At 68.1% G+C, this 23,534-nt stretch carries 23 protein-coding genes; 15 read left to right on the forward strand and 8 right to left on the reverse strand.

Translation table 11 applies throughout. The features are described 5' to 3' along the window. From WOA58_RS05325 to WOA58_RS05340, 4 genes are read left to right on the forward strand one after another with little or no spacing between them, the layout of a single operon-like run. Positions 1–1,674, forward strand: coding sequence for an electron transfer flavoprotein subunit alpha/FixB family protein (locus WOA58_RS05325; RefSeq protein ID WP_340603135.1), 1,674 nt, complete (start codon positions 1–3; stop codon positions 1,672–1,674). Next, the gene (locus WOA58_RS05330; protein ID WP_340603136.1) at positions 1,674–3,422 is read left to right on the forward strand and encodes an FAD-dependent oxidoreductase; all 1,749 of its coding nucleotides are present in this window, start codon (positions 1,674–1,676) and stop codon (positions 3,420–3,422) included. Before WOA58_RS05325 ends, WOA58_RS05330 begins: the two co-directional genes overlap by 1 nt. Further along, positions 3,419–3,784: a hypothetical protein gene (locus WOA58_RS05335; RefSeq protein ID WP_340603137.1), complete on the forward strand. Its 366-nt coding sequence runs from the start codon at positions 3,419–3,421 to the stop codon at positions 3,782–3,784. The genes WOA58_RS05330 and WOA58_RS05335 overlap by 4 nt, the downstream gene beginning before the upstream one ends. A 43-nt stretch (positions 3,785–3,827) precedes the next feature. Next, positions 3,828–4,568, forward strand: coding sequence for a GNAT family N-acetyltransferase (locus WOA58_RS05340; protein WP_340603138.1), 741 nt, complete (start codon positions 3,828–3,830; stop codon positions 4,566–4,568). Here the strand turns inward: WOA58_RS05340 and WOA58_RS05345 are convergent, their stop codons facing one another. Then, positions 4,569–5,945: an LLM class flavin-dependent oxidoreductase gene (locus WOA58_RS05345; RefSeq protein WP_340603139.1), complete on the reverse strand. Its 1,377-nt coding sequence runs from the start codon at positions 5,943–5,945 to the stop codon at positions 4,569–4,571. 210 nt (positions 5,946–6,155) lie between these two features. Then, entirely contained in the window at positions 6,156–7,433 is a 1,278-nt protein-coding gene (locus WOA58_RS05350; RefSeq protein WP_340603140.1) for a carboxylate--amine ligase, read from the reverse strand. Positions 7,434–7,533: 100 nt separating this feature from the next. On the opposite strand from WOA58_RS05350, the gene WOA58_RS05355 reads away from it, so the two are divergent. Beyond that, positions 7,534–8,724, forward strand: coding sequence for a redox-regulated ATPase YchF (locus WOA58_RS05355; protein WP_340603141.1), 1,191 nt, complete (start codon positions 7,534–7,536; stop codon positions 8,722–8,724). A 172-nt stretch (positions 8,725–8,896) separates the two neighbouring features. Here the strand turns inward: WOA58_RS05355 and WOA58_RS05360 are convergent, their stop codons facing one another. Continuing rightward, on the reverse strand, positions 8,897–9,310 hold the full coding sequence (locus WOA58_RS05360) for a DUF6176 family protein (RefSeq protein WP_340603142.1): 414 nt from the start codon (positions 9,308–9,310) through the stop codon (positions 8,897–8,899). 161 nt (positions 9,311–9,471) lie between these two features. Further along, a complete protein-coding gene (locus WOA58_RS05365) occupies positions 9,472–9,939 on the reverse strand; it encodes a GNAT family N-acetyltransferase (protein WP_340603143.1) in 468 nt (155 codons plus the stop codon). Between the two features lie 121 nt (positions 9,940–10,060). On the opposite strand from WOA58_RS05365, the gene WOA58_RS05370 reads away from it, so the two are divergent. From WOA58_RS05370 to WOA58_RS05395, 6 genes are all read left to right on the forward strand, one after another. Then, the gene (locus WOA58_RS05370) at positions 10,061–10,309 is read left to right on the forward strand and encodes a hypothetical protein (RefSeq protein WP_340603144.1); all 249 of its coding nucleotides are present in this window, start codon (positions 10,061–10,063) and stop codon (positions 10,307–10,309) included. Positions 10,310–10,347: 38 nt separating this feature from the next. Next, on the forward strand, positions 10,348–10,893 hold the full coding sequence (locus WOA58_RS05375) for a ribbon-helix-helix protein, CopG family (RefSeq protein WP_340603145.1): 546 nt from the start codon (positions 10,348–10,350) through the stop codon (positions 10,891–10,893). A 96-nt stretch (positions 10,894–10,989) separates the two neighbouring features. Next, positions 10,990–12,195 carry an Nramp family divalent metal transporter gene (locus WOA58_RS05380; RefSeq protein WP_340603146.1) on the forward strand — a complete coding sequence of 402 codons (1,206 nt, stop codon included), beginning with the start codon at positions 10,990–10,992 and terminating at the stop codon, positions 12,193–12,195. Then, positions 12,192–14,180, forward strand: a complete 1,989-nt coding sequence (locus WOA58_RS05385; protein ID WP_340603147.1) for a hydantoinase/oxoprolinase family protein — start codon at positions 12,192–12,194, stop codon at positions 14,178–14,180. The genes WOA58_RS05380 and WOA58_RS05385 overlap by 4 nt, the downstream gene beginning before the upstream one ends. Then, complete coding sequence (locus WOA58_RS05390) at positions 14,180–15,763, forward strand: hydantoinase B/oxoprolinase family protein (RefSeq protein ID WP_340603148.1); 1,584 nt, start codon at positions 14,180–14,182, stop codon at positions 15,761–15,763. Before WOA58_RS05385 ends, WOA58_RS05390 begins: the two co-directional genes overlap by 1 nt. Continuing rightward, positions 15,760–16,455 (forward strand): maleate cis-trans isomerase family protein, encoded by a 696-nt coding sequence (locus WOA58_RS05395; RefSeq protein WP_340603149.1) that lies wholly within the window; start codon positions 15,760–15,762, stop codon positions 16,453–16,455. Before WOA58_RS05390 ends, WOA58_RS05395 begins: the two co-directional genes overlap by 4 nt. 1 nt (position 16,456) lies before the next feature. Here WOA58_RS05395 and WOA58_RS05400 read toward each other — a convergent pair whose 3' ends face one another. Together WOA58_RS05400 and WOA58_RS05405 are read right to left on the reverse strand one after the other, a co-directional pair. Then, on the reverse strand, positions 16,457–16,834 hold the full coding sequence (locus WOA58_RS05400; protein WP_340603150.1) for a hypothetical protein: 378 nt from the start codon (positions 16,832–16,834) through the stop codon (positions 16,457–16,459). A 42-nt stretch (positions 16,835–16,876) separates the two neighbouring features. Then, a complete protein-coding gene (locus WOA58_RS05405) occupies positions 16,877–17,725 on the reverse strand; it encodes a UbiA family prenyltransferase (RefSeq protein WP_340603151.1) in 849 nt (282 codons plus the stop codon). Positions 17,726–17,909: 184 nt separating this feature from the next. On the opposite strand from WOA58_RS05405, the gene WOA58_RS05410 reads away from it, so the two are divergent. Next, a complete protein-coding gene (locus WOA58_RS05410) occupies positions 17,910–19,484 on the forward strand; it encodes a class I adenylate-forming enzyme family protein (protein WP_340603152.1) in 1,575 nt (524 codons plus the stop codon). Continuing rightward, on the forward strand, positions 19,481–20,278 hold the full coding sequence (locus WOA58_RS05415) for an enoyl-CoA hydratase-related protein (protein WP_340603153.1): 798 nt from the start codon (positions 19,481–19,483) through the stop codon (positions 20,276–20,278). Before WOA58_RS05410 ends, WOA58_RS05415 begins: the two co-directional genes overlap by 4 nt. A 20-nt stretch (positions 20,279–20,298) precedes the next feature. Here WOA58_RS05415 and WOA58_RS05420 read toward each other — a convergent pair whose 3' ends face one another. After that, on the reverse strand, positions 20,299–21,270 hold the full coding sequence (locus tag WOA58_RS05420; protein WP_340603154.1) for an MBL fold metallo-hydrolase: 972 nt from the start codon (positions 21,268–21,270) through the stop codon (positions 20,299–20,301). Between the two features lie 112 nt (positions 21,271–21,382). Between WOA58_RS05420 and WOA58_RS05425 the strand changes: the two genes are divergently transcribed. Together WOA58_RS05425 and WOA58_RS05430 are read left to right on the forward strand one after the other, a co-directional pair. Continuing rightward, complete coding sequence (locus WOA58_RS05425; RefSeq protein WP_340603155.1) at positions 21,383–22,522, forward strand: acyl-CoA dehydrogenase family protein; 1,140 nt, start codon at positions 21,383–21,385, stop codon at positions 22,520–22,522. Between the two features lie 40 nt (positions 22,523–22,562). Then, positions 22,563–23,081 carry an Lrp/AsnC family transcriptional regulator gene (locus WOA58_RS05430; protein WP_340603156.1) on the forward strand — a complete coding sequence of 173 codons (519 nt, stop codon included), beginning with the start codon at positions 22,563–22,565 and terminating at the stop codon, positions 23,079–23,081. A gap of 9 nt (positions 23,082–23,090) precedes the next feature. On the opposite strand, the gene WOA58_RS05435 is transcribed toward WOA58_RS05430, so the two are convergent. Further along, on the reverse strand, positions 23,091–23,525 hold the full coding sequence (locus WOA58_RS05435; RefSeq protein WP_340603157.1) for a MaoC/PaaZ C-terminal domain-containing protein: 435 nt from the start codon (positions 23,523–23,525) through the stop codon (positions 23,091–23,093). Positions 23,526–23,534: the final 9 nt, after the last annotated feature.

Below are 23,534 nucleotides of genomic sequence, written 5' to 3' on the forward strand. Positions count from 1 at the left end.
ATGGTCGAACTCAACCCGCGCGATCACGACATCGCGGAGCTCGGGCCCAAGCTGCGGGAAGTAGAGGACCTCGATGAGCTGGAGGAGATGCTCGAGATCGAGGAGGGCGGGCCGAACCGCGAGGACGTCAAGACCCTGCTCGTCAGCCGGATCGAAAAAGTGGAGGCCGAAGAGGAGGACGAGGAGAGTCCAACGGACGTCGACCCGAGCGAGCACACCGTCGCCGAACTGGGCAACCTCGTCCGGAAGATCGACGACGTCGACGAACTGGAAGTCCTGCTGGAGGAGGAGAAGAAGGGACAGGACCGGAAGACCGCGAAGCGACTGATCGAGAGCCAGCTCGACTCCGTCCAGGGCAGCGAGGAGGGCGAGACGACGGAGCGGCTCCCGCCCGAGGAGAAACACCCCGACCTCGACCACCCGACGGCGGACAAACAGTACGTGAAGGCCTTGGAGGGTGGCGACTACCGGGACATGTGGGTCTACTGTGAGACCCAGCGGGGCGAGCTGATCGACGCCGCAAAGGAGATGCTCGGGAAGGCCCGCGAGCTGATGGACGGCTACAACGACTCCTATGACGAGGAAGAGCGCGTCGTCGCGGTCGTGATCGGCGATTCGGTCGAGGAGTTGGCCGAGGAAACGATCGCCTACGGCGCGGACGTGGCGATCTACACCGAGGACGATCGGTTGGAACGGTTCTACCACAAGCCCTACACCGAGGTGTTCTGCGAGATGGCCCGGGCCGGATCGGGAAGCGAGCGGGACACCTCACGAGCCGACGCCGACTGGAAGACGACCGAGGGCGAGGTCTACGACGAGCCCCGGTACGTGCTCTTCCCGGCGACGAACAACGGCCGGGACCTCTCGGCACAGGTCCAGGCCGAGCTCGATTCGGGGCTCGCCAGCGACTGTTCGGGCCTCTACATCGAGGAGACGGTCATCTCGAACCCCGCGAAGACGGGCGGGGCCGGCGACAAGAAGGAGTTCGAGCGCGTGCTCCACATGAAACGGCCCGACTTCTCGGGCTTCGAGTACTCGACCATCCTCTGTCTCGACGCTCCCGGGAGAGAGTTCCACCCGCAGGGCGCCTCGGTCATCCCGGGGAGTTTCGACCTGCCCGAACCCGACTTCGAGCGCGAGGGCGAGATCGTGGAGTTCGAGGCGACCTTAGACGAGGAGTGGTTCCGCGTCACGATTGAGGACCACGACCGCCTCGAAGGCGGCGTGGACCTCACGGGGCGGGAGGTGATCGTCGCGCTCGGGCGCGGGATCGGCGACGATCCCACGAGGGGAATGGAGCTCGGCCTCGAACTGGTCGACGCCTTCGAGGACGCCGATCTGGGGATCAGCCGCGGGATCGTCACTTCCTCCTATCAGTTCGAGGGCCACGTCGAGCGCTACGCGAAGGAGGAACGCCAGATCGGCGAGACCGGCCAGGTCGTCGCGCCCGACCTCTACATCGCCGCGGGGATCAGCGGCGCGATCCAGCACAAGGTGGGGATGGACGACTCCGAGACGATCGTCTCGATCAACACCGACCCCGAGGCCGACATCCGCGACTTCTCGGACTACTTCATCGAGGGCGACCTCTTCGAGGTCCTCCCGCGGCTCACGGAGGCGATCGAGCGCGGCGAACCGGTCCCGATTGCCGCCGACGGAGGGGGTGATGACTGATGGCCGCGAACACCGATCCCGCCGAGAAGACCGAGAACGCACCTGCGGAGGCGCTCGATCGGGGTGAGGCGGCCGACGCGGGCGGGAGTACAGACGACTACGAGCACTACGAGGCGGTCGTCGTCGGCTGCGGACCGGGCGGGGCGGCCGCGGCCGCCACGCTCGCTCGCAACGGCGTCGAGACGCTGGTGCTCGAACGCGGCGTCGACGCCGGCTCGAAGAACGTCTCCGGGGGGCTGCTCTACGCCGAGGGATCGGCCCCCTACACGATCGACGACCTCTTTCCCGACTTCCGCGAGGAGGCCGCCGAGCGCCCCATCACGGAGTACTACCTCCACAACGTCGCCGGCGATCGGGTGAAGACGTTCGACATCACCGGCCTGCACGAGCACGACACCGAGTGGTCCGACGCGGTGCTGCGGCGGCGGATGGACTCGTGGCTCGCAGAGCGGGTCCACGAGATGACGAGGGAAACGGGCGGCGGGCTGCTGACCGAGGTGCGGGTGAACGGCCTTCTCAGAGACGGCGGGGAGATCGTCGGCGTCACCTGCGACGAGCTCGATCCCATCCGCGCCGATCTGATCGTCGCGGCCGACGGCGTCAACAGCGAGCTCGCCCGGGACGCCGGGCTGATGGACTGGGAGGAGCCCGAGCAGTGGTTCCAGGGCGTGAAAGCGGTCGTCGACCTGCCCGACGTGAACGACCGGTTCGGGCTAGATAGTGATGAGGGCGAGGCCCACCTCTTCTCGGGCGACCTGTTCTCGGACGTCCGGGGCGGGGGCTTCCTCTATACCAACGAGGAGTCGCTCTCGATCGGGACGGTCTTCCACCTCGATTCGCTGGTCGCCGAGGAGGCCGAACCCCACGAACTGCTGGACGTGCTGCTCACCCACCCGCTCCTCGGGGAGTGGCTCGACGACGACTACCACGAACGGGAGTACAGCGCGAAGCTGGTGCCGGATTCGAAGAAGGTCGCCAACCCCGAGCCCCACGAGGGTCGGCTCGTGCTCGTGGGCGACGCGGGCGGGCAGATGCAGGCCCAGGGGCCGATCATCAAGGGGATGAACCACGCCGTGACGGCGGGCGCGCTCGCCGCGGAAGCGTTCGTCGAGGCGCGCTCGCGGGGTGATCCCACCCTCGCGGGCGAGCGCTACGCGAAACGCCTCCGTGACGAGGGCGTGATGGCGAAGCTCCGCCCGCGGCGCTACGAGGTCGCAAGCGCCCTGGGCGAGCGCGCCCCGGTCGCGGCCCTCACCGACAGGGTGGTCGACTCCCGCGTTGGACGGGCGGGGGTCCGCGCGCTCTCGGGCCAGTTGGAGCGGCTCTACGGCTCGCCGTACCTCTCGATGATGGTCCCCGACACCGCGACGCCCTACGTAACGCTCCCGGCCGTCATCGCCGAGGAGCTCGGCGAGCCAGTCGAGGGCGAGAACGACGTCGAGCCGCCGAGCCTCGCCGACCGGATCGGCGAGTTGACCTACGACACCGACGTGGGCAACCCACACATCGAACTGCTCGACGAGTCGGTCGAGGCCAGCGGCGCGGCGGTGACGGCCTGTCCGGTCAGCGCGCAGGACTTCGGCGGGGGTTGTTACCGCGAGGAGGTGGTGAAGACCAACGGAGGTGAGGAACGACTCGTCAGCCTCGACACCCAGCCCTGTGTCGAGTGTGGGACGTGTGCGATCGTCGCCGACACCCGCTGGGAGCACCCGCGCGGCGGGAAGGGCGTCGAGTTCCGCGAGGGATGAGCGCGGGGGGCGCGGGCCGTGAGGCCCGGATCGGGGCGCTCGCGGAGCGCGCCCGCGAGGAGCGAGCGGCGTTCGATCCTCCTGAGAACCCGGACGAACGGGCCCTCTCGTACCTGAGAGAAGGGCTGTGGCCCGTTCTTGCGGTCTACATCGAGGCGCGCTCGAACGGCGGACGCCTCTCGCGGGCGGAGCACGACGCGATCGAGGACGCGCTCAACGAGTGGCTGGAGCTGTACGCGCTGTGTTACGGCGTCGGGATCGACGCCCAGTTCTCGGTCCGGGAGACCGCCGAGCTGTTCGTCGAGACCCACCACCTTCGGGATACTGCCCAGCTCCTTACCCACGTTCCGGACCGCCGATAGATCGGACGTAAGATTATTGGTTAGTGGTGTGGTATCATTAATCATGAACGCCCAGACCCAGCCCGACCTCGACCACGGCGACCGCGAACGGATCTACGAGTACGTGAAGGAACACGGACCGACCGATCACGGGAGCGTCCAGGAGACGGTTTTCCCGCAGGACCCCGGCGGCTTTCGCCACCACGTCGCGATCCTGAAGCGAAACGGCCTCTTGGAGGAGGCACTGGGTGGCGGACTTCAGGTCGTTCCCGAACTAGAGGGCGAGGAGGAGGAGTTCACCCGGGACGACATCGAGTTCCACGTCCGACCGGCCCGCCAGGCCGATCTCTCCGGCATCCTCGGCGTCCTCCGGCAGGTCGCCGAGAAACGCACATACATCGTCGCCGAGACCGTCGCCCAGGAGCTCGACCACGAGCGCGAGCTGCTCCGCCAGGACGACGTCGAGTCGCGGGTGTTCTTCGTCGCGACGGTCAACGACGAGGTCGTCGGCTGGACGCACCTCCAGTCGCCGGAGATCGAGAAGCTCTCACACACCGCGGAGCTCACGACGGGCGTCCTCGAGGAGTACCGCGGCTACGGCCTCGGGGGCCACCTGCTCGAGCGCGGGTTGGAGTGGGCCGGCTCGCAGGGCTACGAACGGGTCTATCAGAGCGTGCCCTCGACGAACGAGGGGGCTATCGAGTTCCTCGAGGGTCACGGCTGGGAGGTCGAGGCGGTTCGGGAGGACCACTACAAGATCGACGGCGAGTACGTCGACGAAGTGATGATGGCCGTCTCGCTGTAACTACAGCCCCATTTCCGACAGCGCCTCGCGCCTCCCGGCGTGGTCCTCGGGAAGGCCCGATCGCCCCGTCATGCCCTCGCGCAGCGTCCCCCCCTCGTACTCCTCGCGGACGAGCCCCCGTTCGCGGAGCTCAGGAACCACGAGGTCGACGAAATCGCGCAGGCTCGCCGGTCGAACCACCTCCTTGACGTTGAACCCGTCGACGCCGACCTCGTGGAACCAGTACTCGAAGGCGTCGGCGATTTCTACTGGTGTGCCGACCACCACCGGCGAGGTCGTCCCGAGCCCGGCGAACTGCGCCATCTCCCGCACCGTCCACTCGCGGTCGGGATCGCCCTTCGTGAAGGCGTTCACCGCACCCTGGATCGCCTCGGTCTCGATGTGTTCGAGCTTCTGATCGGGGTCGAGCTCCGAGAGGTCCATGTCCATGAAGCCGCTGAGCAGCGCGAGGGTCGCCTCCACGTCGATGGTCTCCTTGTAGCTCTCGTGTTTGGCCTCGGCGATCTCCTCGGTTTCGCCGACGATCGGGACGATCCCGGCGTAGAAGTCGAGCGAATCGGGCTCCCGGTCATGTGAAGCGGCGCGCTCTCGCATGTCGTCCATGTACTCCCTCACGCCCTCCTCGGTCGGCTGGCTCGTGAAGACCGCCTCGGCGTTCTTCGCGGCGAACGCGCGCCCCCGATCGGAGGAGCCCGCCTGGTAGATTACTGGCGTGCGCTGGGGCGAGGGCTCGCAGCCGTGGGGACCCTGCACGTCGAAATACTCCCCTTCGAAGTCGATCTCCCGGACCTTCCCCGGGTCGGTGTAAACGCCGGCCTCGCGGTCCCGTACTACGGAATCGTCGTCCCAGCTTCCCTCCCAGAGGCGGTAGCAGACCTGCATGAACTCCTCGGCGCGGTCGTAGCGCTCGTCGTGGTCCATGCGCTCGTCGAGGCCGAGGTTCCGGGCGGCGCTCTCGAGATACGAGGTGACGACGTTGAACGCGATCCGGCCGTCGGTGAGGTGGTCGAGCGTCGAGAACTCGCGGGCGAGCTGGTAGGGATGGGCGTAGGTCGTCGAGCGCGTGATCGCGAATCCCAGGTGGTTCGTCACCTCGGCCATCGCGGGCACCAGCGCCTGGGGGTGGTTCGAGGGCGTTTGAACGGCGCGCTCGATCGCCATCTCCCGGTCGTCGCCGTAGACGTCGTAGATCCCCCGCACGTCGGCGAAGAAGATCGCGTCGAACCCGCCGCGTTCGGCGGTGCGTGCCAGCTCGGTCCAGTACTCCCGGTCGGTATATCGGTGGGATTGGTCGCCCGGATAGCGCCAGGAGCCGGCGCTGACGTGTTCGACCGAGTTCATCGTGAAGAGGTTGAGCCCCATTCGCTCGTCCGTCATACCCGTGGGGTCGGACCCCGCCGCCAAAAGCCGCCTGATTGTGGCGAGCAAATCAGCAGGGAGATATCGGGGACTGTGAGGCCCTTGCTGGGTAAACGGAGTGGACCGGCGCGGCTCCGCCGCGCCGGCTTTTTTGGAGGAGGTTTTTGCGCTGAGCGGTTCGCGAGTGAGCGAAGCGAACGAGCGAATCCCGAAGCGCAAAAAGGTCCCCTAGCAGGAACAGTAGTACTCGATTCCGCCGAACTCCGTTCGGATCACGTCATACGTGGGGCCGGGATCGCTCGGCGAGTAGACGCCGGTCGCCAGGTCATCGCCGTCCTCGAACTCGCCCGAGATCAGTGCCGTCCACTGGGCCTCGCTCATCACGTCGCCGAAGCTCTCGTCGGTCGCGAGCAGTTCGAGGTAGTCGGGCAGGTAGACCCAGCGCGCGTCCGTGACTGCCGTGGGTTCGTACTCCGCACCCGTCGCGTCGGCGTAGGCGGCCATCGGGAGGTTCGCGCCCGCAGCAACGGGGAGGCCGATCCACTTCCATGGCCGGGTGTTGATGTCGAGGAGGACGTACTCCTTTCGCTCGCGGTCGTAGACGAACTCCGACTCGCTGATTCCATAGTACTCCGTCTCCGAGAGCACCGAGAGGGCGCGCTCCTCGATCTCCGGGCGGTCGACGCGCTCGACGACACACGAAGTGCCGAACGCGCGGGGATACCTGACCAGCGGGTTGCCGACGAAGGTCAGGGGATCTCCAGTGGGGGGAACGTAGGAGGCCAGCGAGCAGTCCTCGCCCTGCGCGATCGGCACCCGCTCCTGAGCCATCACGCGGATATCGGCCTCGCGGGCCGTCTCGATCACGTCGGCGTACTCGGCCTCGCTCTCGACCTCGATGACGTTCGTCCCGACCGCCTCCTCGAACTCGCGTTTCCGCGCGGGCTTGACGACGAACGGGAACTCCAGATGGTTGAGGACCGCCTCGGGGTCGAGGGGATCGCCGAGCGCGGCGGCAGCATCGGGCGACTCGTCGCCGATCCCGGCGATCCGGTGAGTCTCGGGGTAGGGGACGTCGAGCCCCTCGGCGATCCCGTAGAGCGACTCCTTATCGAGCACGCGATCGACGACGCGTTTCTCGGCGAAGGGCAGACGAACGCCCGCGGGCTCGCTGTCGGCGAAGGCGTGGACCCACTCGTCCATGCAGCCGAACGCGACCGGTTCGCCCTCGACCGCAGCGGCGATCGCCTCGACGTCCGCACGGAAGCCATCCAGGTCGTCGAGCGGGTAGGTGACCTCCCCGGCGAACGCGACGGCCTCCGAGGACGGGGCGACCCCGTCGCCGTTGCGGTCGATCGCGATCACGGGGACGTCGTGGGCCGCGAGCGCGCGGGCGACCCCCAGCCCGGTGATGTGGGCGTTGCAGACGATCGCGGGCGGGCGATCGAACGTGTGGTCCTCGAGCCGCTCGACGAGGTCCGCGTGGGAAAGGAACTCCGTTGCCATACCCTCTATTACCCAGTTCGACCCAAAAGCCGACCGATCGGGGCAGGGCTCGACGAGAGGCCACCGAAAGGCAGTTCCCCCGCTCGGCGGTAGCAGGGGTATGCTCTCGCTCGCGCTCGCCGGCAAGCCCAACGCCGGCAAGTCGACCTTCTACAGCGCCGCGACCCGCGCGGACGTCGACATGGCGAACTACCCGTTCACGACGATCGACCCCAACCGGGGAGTGAGCTACGTCCGCACCGACTGCCCGTGTCTCGCCCGCGAGGAACGCTGTGACAACGAGAACTGTCGTGAGGGGAAGCGCTACGTCCCCGCCGAGCTGATCGACGTCGCCGGGCTGGTTCCGGGCGCTCACGAGGGCCGCGGGCTAGGCAATCAGTTTTTGGACGCGCTCACCGATGCCGACGCGATCATCACCGTCATCGACGCCTCCGGCGGGACGAACGCCGAGGGCGAGCCCGTCGACGTCGGCACGTACGACCCCGTCGAGGAGATCGACTTCATCGAGGAGGAGATGGACCGCTGGCTCGCGGGGATCGTCGATCGCAACTGGGAAAGCGTCGAGCGCCAGTCCCGGTCGCCGGGCTTCGACATCGACGAGGCGATCTCGGAGGTCCTGACGGGCTTCGGCGCGAGCGAGGCCGACGTCGCGGTCGTGTTGCGGGAACTCGAGTACCCCGAGAACCCACGGGAGTGGACCGACGAGGACAGGCGGGCGCTCGCCAGGCTCGTCCGCGCGCGGACGAAACCCATCCTCGTGGCCGCGAACAAAGCCGATATCGCACCCGCCGAGAACATAGAACGGCTGCGCGAAGCGGGCGAGAAGGCGGGCCGGCACGTGATCCCGACCACCGCCGAGGGCGAGCTCGCCCTGCGAAAGGGGGCCGAGACGGGACTGATCGAATACGACCCGGGCGACCCCGACTTCGAGGTTCTCGGGGAACTCAGCGACGCCCAGCGGGCGAGACTGGAGGAACTTCAGGGGACGATGGGCGAGTACGACGGAACCGGGGTACAGGCCGCCCTCGATACCGCGGTCTACGACCTGCTCGACCGTTTCACGGCCTACCCCGTCCAGAACGAGACGCACTGGACCGACGGGCAGGGTCGGGTCCTGCCCGACGCCTTCCTCCTGCCGGCGGGCTCGACGCCGAAGGACCTCGCGTACGCCGTCCATAGCGACATCGGCGAGGGCTACTTGCACGCTGTCGACGCCCGTTCGAACCGCCGAGTCGGCGAGGGCCACGAACTGAGCGAGGGCGACGTGGTCAAGATCGTGAGCACCAATTGAGAATGGTCTGTTGAGTGAGCATAGCCTCGTTTCGAACGGCGGCGATCGGGCGAGAGTCGAAGCGGCGGCGACGGATATCGAACCGGGTACTCGCTTCGAGACCACGAATCAACTGATCAGTACACCCGCTTACTAATCGATGAGGTGTACCTGTTCATCGAATCCTCGCGAATCACGGTCTATCGGGATGCCAGGCATGCAAGAGAAGTGGATAATCGCTTTCGACGTCAGCCGTGAGGACCTTTTCAGGGTTCTCGAAGAACCAGCCGATGGCCCGTTCGCTCGTCACGGGGTGGTCCGAGGCGTCGAACGCCTCGTACACGGCTTCGACATCGTCCGCTTCCATATACCAGAACAGACAGATATCGTCGTCCTCCCGACCCAGAAAGGCGGATTCAGTATACATCCCTTCATTGACGAGGATCGGTTCGAACTGTGCGTTCACCCAGTTCCGGAAGGTCTCCCCGATCGTTCCACCCTCGTTCATGATGCGTTGTTCGAGCCTGAAGATCCGGACGAGAAGTCCCATCACCAGTCGCGGCCATCCGGATCGCACCCTGAGCCGAAGCAGGACGACATCCACCATGGTCATCCATCTCTCGTCGCCTCCTAAATACGTGGACCACTAAGACCATACTGAGCGGTCCTCCTTTCGCGAATCGAGCCGGACCTCGTACGGTATTCGCGCCCTGTATTCGATACGACTCCCCGAAATCGGTTGCCGATCGAGGGTTTCAACAGAGCCACTTACTCTAGAGGCTGTGCGTAGTCGACCTGCTTCGGCTCGAAACCCGCATCGCGATAGAACCGGCGTGCGCCCTCGTTGTGCCACTCACAGGAGACTTTGATATGGTCACAGCCCCGTTCGCGAGCGAGTTCTTTTACGCGCTCGATGACCGCCGTGCCGTGACCTCGGCTCCGATCGGCTTCGTCGATGGCGACGTTCACGATACGGAGGTAGTTCGAGTACTGCCGGGAGGGGTGACGACCCTCGCGGAGCGTGACGAAGCCGACGGTCTCGTCCTCGTGAACGACGAGGTAGTCCGTGACGTCCTCGCTGTCGAGGTGAGCGCGGAAGCCGTCGTCGGGGACCTCATCGACGTCCGTGTAGGCGAGCTCGTTCAGCTCGGAGTACTCCTCCATTCCCGTCCCGAGGTCGTACCAACGGTTGGCGAGCGCATCGAGGTCGTCCGCGGTGGCTTCCACGAGCTCCATACCGGGACCTCTCGGCGCTCGTGTTTCAGGTTTCGGACGATGGATGGCATTCCGGTCGGGATCGGCAGCACGGCGACGTAGCGGAGCACAACCGTTAGTAGCGTCCGGCCGAAGGGCGACCATGGGCGCGAACGCCGAGAACGAGCGCGCGGGCCAGGGCGAGGCCAACGACGAGGGCGGCGAAGGGGAGGACGAGGAGACCGGCCCCGCCGGGATGCTCCTCTCGATCGCGCTGTTGGACCTGCTCCTGTTCGGGCTCGCGGCCTACGCGTTCTCCGTCGGCGAGCCGACGGCCGGAGCCGGAGTGCTCGGCCTCGCGATACTCCTGACCGGGGTCGACCTGCTGCTCTATCGGCGAGGCAGTTCCTGATCGCACGCTATACACGGATGGCCGCCCTGCGGACGGGTATGACAGATCGTGTGACCGTATCGCTCGACGATGACTCGCGGGCTGCCCTTGAAGCCCTGCTCTCCGAGACCGGCGGGGGCCAGAGCGCCGTGATCCGTCGGGCGCTGACCTTCTACGCCGCGAACTTCGAGGCCGCAGAAACGGACGTGAGCGCCGACCTCCAGCAGTACCACCGCCTGCTCTCGACGGGCGAGCACGTCCTGCTCGACGTCGACTTCCTGCACTGCTTTCTCGATCACGTCTACCGCGAGGGCGAGCCCGACCCCGAATTTCGGACCGCGGCGGACCGGGTCGCGGACTTCCACGCCGCGGAGTACGCCGAGCGGTTCTCCGAGCTGGGCGAGGTCCTCGAGTGGCTCTCACTGTGTGGCTTCCTCACCGTTCGCGGGGTCGAAAACGGTGCCTATCACGTCGTCTTCCCCTCCGAACCCACGAAACGGTTCATGCTGCGCTTCATCGAGCGCTCGACGGCCGAGCTCCCCTTCGAACTGGCGATCGAGGAGGGGGTCGCGAAGGCACTGCTGAGCGAAGAACTGGACGAGTGATCGGTTCATACGGATGATGGAACGCGTATGAACGTCTCTCAACAAGCTTCATACCCCGTGGCTGGGTTCGTAGTGCCATAGCATGGGTGAGAACGGATGGCACTGATGGATCGGCTGCGGGCGATCGGGCCGGGAGCGATCGTGGCGGCGGCGTTCGTCGGCCCCGGGACGGTAACGACCGCGAGCGTCATCGGGGCGGAGTACGCCTACGTGCTCGTCTGGACGATCGTCTTCTCGGTGGTGGCGACGATCGTCCTCCAGGAGATGAGCGCGCGGCTCGGGCTCGTTTCCCGGGAGGGGCTCGGCGAGGCGCTGCGCGCGGAGTTCGACAACCCCGCCGCGAAGACCGCGAGCGTCGTGCTCGTCGTGAGCGCGATCGGCGTCGGCACCGCGGCCTTTCAAACGGGGAACATCGTCGGTGGCGCGGCCGGGCTGGCGACGATCACCGGCGTCGGCGCGAACGTCTGGGGGCCGCTGATCGGGGTCGTCGCGGCGGCGCTGCTCTGGACGGGGAACTACAAGCTGATCGAGCGCACCTTCGTCGGGCTGGTGATCGTCATGGGGTTGGCGTTCGTCGCGAACGCGATCCTCGTCCGGCCCGATCTGGGCGCGCTCGGCGGCGGGTTCGTCCCGACGATCCCGGCGGGCTCGGCCTACCTGATCGCCGGGCTGATCGGGACCACCGTGGTAGGGTACAACCTCTTCCTGCACGCGAGCACCGTCCAAGAGCGCTGGGACGGGCCCGCGGAGCTCGCCGAATGTCGCACCGACACGATCGCATCGGTGGTCTTCGGCGGCGCGATCACCCTCTCGATCGTCGTCACCGCCGCCGCGGTGTTCCCGGCCGGCACCGAGATCGGCGACGTCGGCGCGATGGCCGCCCAGCTCGAACCCGTCTTCGGGGGCTGGGCGCTGTCCTTCTTCGCGGTCGGCCTCTTCGCTGCGGGCTTCACCAGCGCGATGAGCGCGCCGCTCGCGGGTGCCTATGCCACCGCCGGGGCGCTCGGCTGGGAGCGCGACCTCACCTCGACGCGGTTTCGCGCGATCTGGATCACGATCCTCGGCACGGGGACGGTGTTCTCGGGGCTCGGCTACGACCCCGTTCAGGTGATCGTCTTCGCGCAGGTCGCGAACGGGATCCTCCTGCCGATCCTGGCGATGTTCCTCATCTACGCGATGAACAACGACGCGTTGCTCGGCGAGCACACCAACTCCACCCTACAGAACGCCCTGGGGGCGATCGTGACGCTCGTCGTGATCGGCATCGGGCTACAGACGCTCTACGACGTCCTGCTGCTATGACAACGAGATACACACACATCGGGGTCGACGTCGGCGGCACGTTCACCGACGTGGCGCTCTATACCGACGGCGACCTCACGACGGCGAAGGTACCGAGCACCGAGGATCAGAGCGTCGGCGTGATGGCCGGCATCGAGAAGGCCTGCGAGGAGGCGGGAATCGCTCCCGGAGAGGTCGACGCCTTCAGCCACGCGATGACCGTCTCGGTCAACGCCCTGCTCGAACGGAACGGTGCGAAGACGGCGCTCGTGACCACCGACGGGTTCCGCGACGTCCTCGAGATCGGCCGACAGGCCCGGCCCGACCTCTACGACCTGGACGCCGAGAAACCCGCGCCGCTCGTTCCCCGGAAACGGCGCTACGAGCTCGACGAGCGCGCCACCCCCGAGGGGATCGAGGAGCGGGTCGACGAGGGCGCGGTCCGTGATCTGGCGCGCGAGCTCGACGGCGAGGTCGAGAGCGTCGCGGTCTGCCTGCTGCACGCCTACGCCCACGCCGACAACGAGCGCCGCGTCGCCGAACTCCTGCGCGAGGAGCTGGACGTACCGGTCTCGACCTCGAGCGAGGTGCTCGCGGAGTTCCGCGAGTTCGAGCGGAGCTCGACGACGGCGGTCGACGCCTACGTGACGCCCGCAATCGACTCCTACGTCGGGCGGCTCGCGGAACGCGCCACGGAGGCGGGCGTTCCCATACCTCGGATCATGCAGTCCAACGGCGGAACCGCCGAGGCCGAAACGGTACGGGAGCACGCCGTCACCACGACCCTCTCGGGGCCGGCGGCGGGCGTCGTCGGTGCGGGGGCCACCGTCGAAAGCGAGGAGGGGCTCGTGACGTTCGACATGGGGGGGACCTCGAGCGACGTGAGCCTCGTCCGCGAGGGCGAGATCGAACGCACGACCGACGCCGAGATCGACGGCATCCCCATCGGGACCCCGATGGTCGACGTCAACACCGTGGGGGCCGGCGGCGGCTCGATCGCCTGGGTCGACTCTGGAGGAGCCCTGCGGGTCGGCCCGCGCTCGGCGGGCGCCGAGCCCGGCCCCGCCTGCTACGGCAAGGGCGGCGAGCGGACGACCGTCACCGACGCGAACGTCGTTCTGGGGTATATCGGTCCCGAGACGGCGCTGGGCGGCGAGATGACGCTCGACGTCGAGGCCGCCCACGCTGCGCTCGCGAGACTGGCCGAGGAGGCCGATCTCGACGGCGCGCTGGAAGCGGCCCGCGGCGTCTACCGGGTCGCGAACGCGAACATGGCCCGCGCGGTGCGGGCCGTCACGGTCGAACGGGGCTACGACCCCCGCGGGTTCGGGCTCGTCGCCTTCGGCGGCGCGGGCCCGATGCACGCCGTCTCGCTCGCCGAGTCGCTCGACATCGAGCGGGTGGTCGTCCCCCGGCCCGCGGGCGTGCTTTCGGCCTTCGGCCTGCTCGCGGCCGACGAGAAGCACGACGCCGTCAGGACCTACCGATCCCCTCTCGGGGAGGCCGACATCGAGGCGGTCGAATCGGTGTACGCGGAGCTCGAGGAACGGGTCCGCGAGGAGACCGCTACCGGCGAGCCCGCGGTCGAGCGGGCGGCCGACCTGCGGTACGTCGGCCAGAGCTTCGAGATCACCGTCCCCCTGAGCGAGTTCGACCCCGCGGCGCTCGAGGAGCGGTTCCACGCGGCTCATAACCAGGCCTATGGCTATCGGATGAACGAGGCCGTCGAACTCGTCAACCTCCGGGCAACGGCGACGGTGCCCCGCGAGGCCCCGCGGGTCGCCTACGAGGGCGCGGGCGACCCCGTCGTCGGCGAGCGCGAGGCGTACTTCCCCGGCGGGGGTCGCCGAGAGGCGACGGTCTACGACCGCGATCGCCTCGCGCCCGGCGAGCGGGTCGCGGGGCCCGCGGTGCTCGAACAGGCCGAAAGCACGACCGTCCTGCCCCCCGAGTGGGTCGGGACGGTCGAGACGGACGGAACGCTCACCGCACGGAGGCAGGACTGATGGACGCGATAACACTGGAGATACTCAGAAACCAGCTCGAAAGCATCGCCGAGGAGATGGGACAGGTCCTCATCACGGGCGCCTACTCCCCGAACATCAAGGAACGCCGCGACTGCTCGACCGCGCTGTTCGACCGGGAGGGGCGGATGGTCGCGCAGGCAGAACACATCCCCGTCCACCTGGGCGCGATGCCCGAGGCCGTCGAGACGGTCCGGGAGAAGGACCCACGGCCGGGCGACGTCTTCGTGTTGAACGACCCCTTCGCGGGCGGGACGCACCTCCCGGACATCACGATGGTCTCGCCGCTGACCGTGAGCGAGGAGATCGTCGGCTACGCCGTCTCCAGGGCGCACCACGCCGACGTCGGCGGCTCGACCCCGGGGAGCATGCCCGCGGGGGCCCGCGAGATCTACGAGGAGGGGCTGCGACTGCCGGCGGTTCGGCTCCAAGCGGGCGGGGAGACCAACGACGACGTGATGGAGATCCTGCTCGCGAACGTCCGGAACGCGGGCGAGCGCCGCGCGGACCTGCGCGCCCAGCTCGCGGCAAACGACCGCGCCGAGGACAGGTTGGAGGACCTCTTCTCCGAACACGGCCGAGGGGTCGTCGAGGAGGGGTTCGACGCCGTGATCGACTACTCCAGAGAGCGGATCGAGGCGGAGATCGCCGAGCTGCCCGACGGCACCTACGAGGCGACCGACGTGCTGGAGGGCGACGGGATCACCGAGGAGGAGATCCCGATCGCGGCGACGGTCACCGTCGAGGGCGAGTCGATCGACGTGGACTTCGAGGGGAGTTCGAAGCAGGTCCCGGGCAACGTCAACGCGCCGCTCTCGGTGGCGAAGAGCGCGGTCTACTTCGTCGTGCGCTGCGTGACTGACCCCGAGATCCCGCCGAACCACGGCTGTTACGAGCCCGTCTCGGTGAGCGCGCCCGAGGGCTCGCTGTTGAACCCGCGACCCCCGGCGGCGGTCGTCGGCGGAAACGTCGAGACGAGCCAGCGGGTCACCGACACCGTCTTCCTCGCGCTGGCGAAGGCCGCACCCGACCGGGTGCCCGCACAGGGCCAGGGGACGATGAACAACCTGACGGTCGGCGGCAGAAACGGGGAGTTCGCCTACTACGAGACGATCGGCGGCGGGTTCGGGGCCCGGGCGGACAAAGACGGCATGGACGGCGTCCAAGTGGGCATGACGAACACGCTCAACACGCCCATCGAGTCCCTCGAAACCGAATATCCGATGCGTGTCGAGGAGTACTCGCTGCGGGAGGGGAGCGGCGGGCGCGGGCGCCACCGGGGCGGCCTCGGGCTCGTGCGCTCGGTGCGCCTCGCGGAGCCCGCGACCGTCTCCCTGCTGACCGAGCGCCGACGCTACGGCCCCCGCGGGGTCGCGGGCGGCGAGGACGGCAAGCCGGGCGAGAACCTGATAGACGGGGAGCTCGTGTCGGCGAAGACGACCCGTGACGTCCCCGCCGGGGCGCTGATCACCGTGAAGACGCCCGGCGGCGGTGGCCACGGCGACCTCGAGAACCGCGACCCCGAACTGACCGAGCGCGACCGCGAGAACGGGGTGGGCGAATGAGCGAGTGGCGTCGCCTCGGCGTCGTCGTTCCCTCCTCGAACACCGCCGTCGAGCGGGAGTTTCCGAGATACGCTCCGGAAGGCGTCTCGGTTCATACCAGCCGAATGCCGCTGGAGTCCGTGACCGCGGAGGCGCTCGATTCGATGAGCGACCGGGTCGTCGAGTGCGCCGAGTTGCTCTCGCACGCCGACGTACACGCGGTCGCCTACGCCTGCACGACCGGCAGCCTGCTGCACGGCCCCGGGTTCGACGAGGAGCTGGAGGAGGAGCTCTCGGCGGCGATCGACGGCCCGGCGGTCGCGACGGCGCTGTCGGTCGACCGCGCCCTGGAGGAGCTCGGGGCCGAGCGTGTCGCCGTCCGTACGCCCTACAACGAGGAGCTGAACGCCCGCGAGTGCGAGTATCTCGAACACGCGGGCTACGAGGTGGGCTCGATCTCGGGGCTCGGGATCGAGGACAACACGGAGATCGGGGCGCTGACACCCGAGGACGCCGCCGAGCAGGTCGCAAGCGTCGACCCCGCCGTCGACGCGGTCTTCGTCTCCTGTACGAACTACCCCACGCTATCGGCCGTCGAGTCCGTGGAGAACGAGCTGGGGGTACCAGTGATAACGAGTAACGGGGCGACGCTGTGGGACCTCTGTCGGACCGCGGACGTCGAGCCCGCGGGCCCCGGCGCGCTGTTTCGCTGACTCAGTCGAACTGCTCTGCGGTGTCGATACCCGCGACGACGCCGGAGGCATCACCCAAGGAATCGCTGTCGCCCTCGCCCGCGACGAACAGCGCCTCGGCCTGGCGCTCGTGGGCCCGTCGGGCGGCGTTTTCGACCGACCCGTCGAGATCGTAGGGCTCGAACAGCGAGTCCCACTCCTCGGGGTCGATCGCGTAGGCGCGCCGCTCCTCGACGGTGACGTAGGTGTTGTGCTCGAACTCCGAATGCCGGCCCTTCAGGTCGGCATCGAGCAGTTCGAGCGCGTCCCTCAGCTCCTCCTCGGGGACGTCCGAGTCCTCGGCGGTCCGCGAGACGATGTCGGTCTCGAGCGCCGTCGTGCGGGCGGTGTCGTCTGCCATGTGCCGGGGTTCGAACGGGACCGGATTAAAGACCCGGGCCGGCTACAGCGGCCGGAACCAGACCGCCGCGAGCAGCAGCGCGAGGAAGACGTACGCCCCCCGGACCAGGAGCATGGTCGCGATCTCCGAGTCCGCACGCCGCGAGACCGCGGCGACCGCGCCGAACGCGACGACCGCGAGGGTCGTCTCGGGGGGGAACACCCGCAGGAGGACGAAGCCGACGACGAGCGCGAGCGCCAGCGCCATCAGCCCGTAGGCCGCGGTTCGGGCGCGCTCGGGGCCGATGACCACCGCCACCGTCCGCTTCTCGATCGAGCTGTCGTAGTCGTGGTCCTGCTCGTCGTCGATGACCTTCACGCCCGAGAGGAGGACGAGGAAGACCAGCGCGAAGGCGATCGCGACCGGTGCCAGCGTGCCCGTCTGCACGTAAAATCCCCCGAGGATCGCCAGCGCGATCCCCGCCGGGTAGCCCGTCGTCGCCGTGATCGGGTTGGTGTCGAGCTGTGGGGCGTGGTGGTAGGCGATCAGCCACGTCGGCAGCGTGAGAAGCGCAGCCCAGGCGTCGACGAGATACCACAGGCCGACGAGACAGGCGAAGAACAGGGTCGTCGAGCCCGCAAGCGCGCGCTTACAGCCCGCCTCCGAGAGCGGGTGGTCGTCGTCCTCGCTCCTGAGATAGAAATCGACGTAGCCGTCCTTGACGTGGGCGGTGTAGACGGCGGCGAAGATCGCGACCATGTGGACGGCACCGAGCGCGAGCGAGAACTCGCCGGCGAGCATGCTCCCGAACCACGAGGCGGCGACCGGCGGCAGCATGAACACGGGATGGACCTGCGAGAGAAGCGCCGAGAGATCCCCGCGTGCCCCCTCCCCGTGGCGTGCGAAAGCCATGTACGGCGTATCGGATCGGAGTCACATAGTTCTGGGTCCCCGTTCGCGTTCCCGCCGGCAGTGTAACCCATAACGCGGCGCGGGCCCGGATGTAATCAGTGGTAGGTCTTCTCTCCGAATAGGGCAACTATGGAAAGGACAGTGGGAATCTTTTTGGCGGCGAGGGTCATTGTGAGGGTCGAACATGGCAAATCTTGTCAGCCAGGTGGCGTCGGTCGTCGAGGCGGGACCGGATCGGACGGCGATCGGGTACGAGGGCCGGGAGATCACCTACGGGGAGTTCTGGGCGCAGGTGGGCCGGTTCGCGGCCGCGCTCGACGAGCGGGGGATCGGTGCGGACGACCGGGTGGCGATCTACCTGCCGAACCTCCCGCAGTTCCTCGTCGCCTTCCACGGCACCCTCAGGGCCGGCGGCGTGGTCGTCCCGATGAACCCCCAGTACAAGGCCCGCGAGATCGGCCATCTGCTGTCGGACAGCGGGGCGAAGGCGGTCGTCGCGCTCTCGGATCTGGTCCCGTTCGTCGACGAGGTCAAAGAGGGGACCGACGTCGCGGAGGTCGTCAGCGTCGGCGATAGCGCGGAGGGTGCGACCCCCTTCGAGGGGTTCCTCGCCGGCGACGAGCTCGACGTCGTCGACCGGGCCGACGACGACGACGCGGTCCAGCCGTACACCTCGGGGACGACCGGCCAGCCCAAGGGGGTCCAGCTCACCCACGAGAACCTCGCGTCGAACGCCGAGGCGTCGGCCTCGGTCGTCCCCGGGGGGATCGGGGCCGACGACAAGCAGCTGGGTGTCCTGCCGCTGTTTCACATCTACGGGATGACGGTGACGATGAACGCGACGCTGTTCGACGGCGGGGCGTTCTACCCGCTTCCCTCCTGGGACGCGGGGGAGGCGACCTCGCTGATCGCCGAGGAGGAGCTCACCCTGATGCACGGCGTGCCCGCGATGTACAACGACGTGATCAACCAGCCCGACGCCGAGGAGTTCGACCTCTCCTCGCTGCGGCTCGCGGGGGTGGGCGGATCGGGTATCCCGATCGAGGTGCTGCGGCGCTTCGAGGAGCTCTACGACGTGACCGTCTGTGAGGGCTACGGGCTGACCGAGACCGCACCGGTCACCCACTTCAACAGCCCGAACGATCGGCGGGTCGGTTCGATCGGCCGGACCCTACCGGGGATCGAGTCACGGATCGTCACCGACGGCTTCGAGGACGTCCCGCCCGTCGAGCGCGGGCCCGTCGACGAGGGGGAGGTCGACCTCGACGAGATCACCGGCGAGGTGGTCATCGCGGGGCCGAACGTGATGAAGGGGTATTACGGCCTGCCCGAGGCCAACGAGGCGGCCTTCACCGAGGAGAGTGGTAGAAAGTGGTTCCACACCGGTGACGTGGGCTACCACGACGAGGACGGCTTCTACTACGTCGTCGACCGCGAGAAACACATGATCGTCACCGGGGGGTACAACGTCTACCCGCGCGAGGTCGAGGAGCTGCTGTTCGAACACGAGGACGTGGCCGACGCCGCCGTGGTCGGCATCCCCGACGAACGCCGGGGCGAGACCGTCAAGGCCTACGTCGTGCCGACGCCCGACGCCGAGGTGGATCCCGAGGGGATCAAGGAGTACTGTCTGTCGAACCTCGCGGAGTACAAACACCCCCGCGAGGTGGAGTTCGTCGAGGAGCTGCCCCGCACCACGACCGGCAAGGTCCAGAAGTTCAAGCTCCGCGAGGGGGAGGAGGAGGTCGAGGCCGAATGACCGACAACGACGCCGTTCGACTGGCGCTCGACGACGGGGTGGCGACGGTCACGATCGACCGCCCCGACCGGAGGAACGCCCTCTCGCGCGAGGTGAGCGACGGGCTCCGCGAGGCGCTCGCGACGGTCGAGGAGCGCGAGGGACGCTGTCTCGTCGTCGAGGGAGCCGGCGGCGCCTTCTCGGCGGGCGGGGACATCGCCGCGATGCGCGAGGGGATCGAGGGCGACGCCCCGATCGACCAGCGGGTGCGCGAGCTCGAACGCACGACCAGCGAGACGCTCGCCCGGCTGGTCACGTTCTCGCTGCCGACCGTCGCGAAGGTCGACGGGCCCGCCGTGGGCGCGGGCGCGAACCTCGCGCTGGCCTGTGACCTCCAGCTCGCGAGCGACCGGGCGAGCATGGGCTTCGTCTTCCGGAACGTGGGCCTGAGCGTCGACGCCGGCACCTCCTATCTCCTCCCGCGGGTCGTCGGCGAGAACGTCGCAAAGGAGCTCGTCTTCACCGGCGAGATCCTCGACGCCGAGCGCGCGGGCGAACTCGGGCTGTTCAACCACGTCTTCCCCGAGGGCGAGTTCGACGAGCGCGCCGACGCGATCGTCGAGCGGATCGCCGCGGGCCCGACGGTGGCGCTTCGCCACGCCAAACGGCTGCTCGGCGAGGGCCTCGGGAAGTCGATCGACCGCGCGATGACCGACGAGGCGGTCGCCCAGGGGGTCGTCTTCGAGAGCGCCGACCACGAGGAGGGCGTCGAGGCGTTCCTCGAGGGCCGCGATCCCGCGTTCGAGGGCCGCTGAGCGGTCGGTCAGAGGTCGGTTCAGGCCGGCAGGATCAGCGTCTCGAGGTCGGGCTCCTCGGCGAGGACGTACTCCCCCTCGCGGCGCTCGACGTGACCCGCCCGCTCGAGGTGGTCGAGGTGTGCGTAGGCCTCGCCGGGGCCGTGCATGACGTGGATCCCCTCGAGGTCGCCGAACAGCTCGGCGCTGACCGTCCAGGCGTCCGCGGGCCCCTCGCGAAGCACCTCGAGGACGCGCTCGGTGCGCTCGCGGTGGTGGTCGACGATGTAGCGGGCGCGCTCGGCGGGCGCGTCGATCGGGTCGCGGTGGCCCGGCCACGCCCGGTCGAAGCCGCGGTCGATCAGCTCGCGAAGCGAGTCGAGGTAGTTCTCGAGGGGGGCCTCGACCCGGACGTCCGCCCCGCCGACGTTCGGCGTGTAAACGGGTAAGATCGCGTCGCCGACGAACGCCTCGCGTCGCTCGTTCCCGCCCTCGAAGGCGAAACAGCAGAGCCCGGCGGCGTGGCCCGGTGTGTGGATCGTCTCCAGCTCGAACTCGCCGGCCGCGATCCGGTCGCCGTCCTCGATCGGGGTCACCTCGGCGGGCTCGCCCATGCTCCCCGTGTGGGCGTCGAGAAAGGAGAGCAGCTCCTCGCGCTCCGTCTCGGGCATCCCCCACCCGGCGAAGAGCTCACGGCGACGCGCGTCGAGTTCGGCGAGCGCGTCCTCGTCCTGCTCGATCAGCGGCGCGTCGGCCGAGTGGGCGTGGACCGTCGCGCCGCCCGCCCGCTGGATCTCGCCGGCGAGGCCCGCGTGGTCGGGATGGAAGTGGGTGAGGACGACCCGCTCGACGTCGGCGAACCCGTGGCCGTACTCGGCGAGCCCCTCGCGGAGCTGCTCGCGGGTCCGATCGGTCGCGATCCCCGTGTCCAGCAGGGTGAGGGACTCGCCCTCGAGGAGGTAGGCGTTGTTGCGACCCTCGAACTCCTCGTTGCCGAGCGCGATGGCGTGCATACCCACCCCACGAACGCCCGCCCCTTAAACGAGGGCGTCCACGACGGCGAACCGATTAACGTCGGTGTAGTCTGGTCCAAAACTATTTTACATTGAAATTCGATTCGTCGTCATGGCATTCAGACTCTCGGACGAGCACCGAGCGATCCGGGACGCGGTGCGGGAGTTCGGGGAGGAGGAGATCGCTCCGGCGGCACGCGAGCACGACGAGAGCGGGGAGTACCCCCGCGACCTGATCGAGCAGGCCGCCCGCTACGACCTGGTCGCGCCGAACATCCCCACGGAGTACGGCGGGCCGGGGATGGACGCACTCTCGAGCGCGATCGTCACCGAGGAGCTCTGGAGAGCCGACCCGGGGATCGGGAGCGCGATCGGCTCCAGGGGCTTCGGCTCGAAGATGATCCTCGAGTTCGGCGACGACCGGATGAAGGAGGAGTGGCTCCCCCGGATCGCGGGCGGCGAGTCGGCGTGTGCGAGCGCCATCTCCGAGCCCGCCCACGGGTCGAACGTCGCGGGCATCGAGACGCGCGCGGAACGCGACGGCGAGGAGTGGGTGCTCAACGGCAACAAGACCTGGATCACGAACGGGACGGTCGCCGACGTGGTCGTCGTGATGGCCAAGACCGACCCCGACGCCGGGAAACGGGGGATCAGCGCCCTGCTGGTCCCGACCGACGCGGAGGGGTTCTCCGCGGAGAAGATCGACAACAAGCTCGGCATCCGGGCCTCGGACCTCGGGGAGCTGCGGCTCGACGACGTGCGCGTGCCCGCGGAGAACGTCATCGGCGAGGAGAACGAGGGGTTCTACCAGCTAATGGAGTTCTTCGCCGGCGGGCGGGTCAACGTCGCCGCCCAGGCGGTCGGCGCGGCGGCGGGCGCGCTCGAGGCGGCCCTGGAGTACGCGGGCGAGCGCGAGCAGTTCGGCCGGACGATCGACGAGTTCCAGGCGATCGAGCACAAGCTCGCGGAGATGGCGACCGACGTCGAGGCGGCCCGCTCGCTGACCTATCGGGCGGCGAGCGAGGTCGAGACGGGCGACCAGCGGACGGCGATGAAGTTCGCGAGCATGGCCAAGCTGTTCGCCAGCGAGCGCTCGGTCGAGGTGGCCGACGAGTCGATCCAGGTCCACGGCGGGGCGGGCTACGTCACCGACCACGCCGCCGAGCGCTACTACCGGGACGCCCGGATCACCAAGATCTACGAGGGGACGAGCGAGATCCAGAAGAACATCATCGCCGATCAGCTGTCATAATCGAAAGGACCAGTACGCGAGACGAGAAACCCCCCACGAAATGGCCGAAAGCCCCCCCGACTGGGAGTTCAAGGACCGCGACATCGTCATCCTGCGCGAGCTGTCGGCGAACCCACAGATCTCCTCGCGAAAGCTCACCGAGATCCTCGACGAGGAGTACGGGATCGACGTCTCCCACGTCACCGTCAGCGAGTCGATCCGCAAGATGCGCGAGGAGGGCGTCTTCCGCGAGACGATCGTCCCCAACGAGGAGTACTTCATCTTCGGGCTCTTCGAGTTCAAGTTCAACCCCGAGAACTTCGAGGAGGGCTGGCGCGACGCGATGGAGTACATCCGCGACGACCAGCACACCCTCTTTTACTTCCTTTCCGATGGTGAGTACCAGTGGAAGTCGGTGATGATGTTCCCCGACCGCCAGTCGGAGTCGCACTGGATCCACGAGTTCTACAAGGAACACGGCGCGGTGATCGAGAACATCCGCAACTCGGTGATCCACAACGTGCTCAAGTTCCGCACCGATCCCGAGCTGCTGAACGATCTCTCGAAACACGACGAGTGATCGCCGCGATCACTCGACGAGGGTCAGCATCTCATACGACAGCACCGTCTCCCCCGCTTGGTTCGAGACGGTGACCTCGCGGCGGACGACCCCGTTTGCCGTCGGGTACTCGCGGGGCTCCTTCCCCACGACCTCGCTCGTCGCCGAGACGGTATCGCCCAGGAACACCGGCGCGACGAACCGCAGGCAGTCGATCCCGTAGAACGCGACCACGTGGGAGGGCCGTCTGCGGGCCTGCCAGAGGAGGCCGGTGGAGATCGAGAAGACGAGCGCGCCGTGGGCGATACGCCCGCCGAAGCCCGATTCGGCCATCCGTTCGGCGTCCGTATGGAGGTCGTTGAAGTCGCCGCTCACCCCCGCGAAGTTCGCCACGTCGGCCCCGGTGACCGTCCGCCCGGCCGTCTCGAGGGTCGCGCCGACCTCGATCTCCTCGAAGCGGGTCATGCGTCGACC

The sequence above is a fragment of the Halalkalicoccus tibetensis genome, assembly GCF_037996645.1.
GTDB classification, from domain to species: Archaea; Halobacteriota; Halobacteria; order Halobacteriales; family Halalkalicoccaceae; genus Halalkalicoccus; species Halalkalicoccus tibetensis.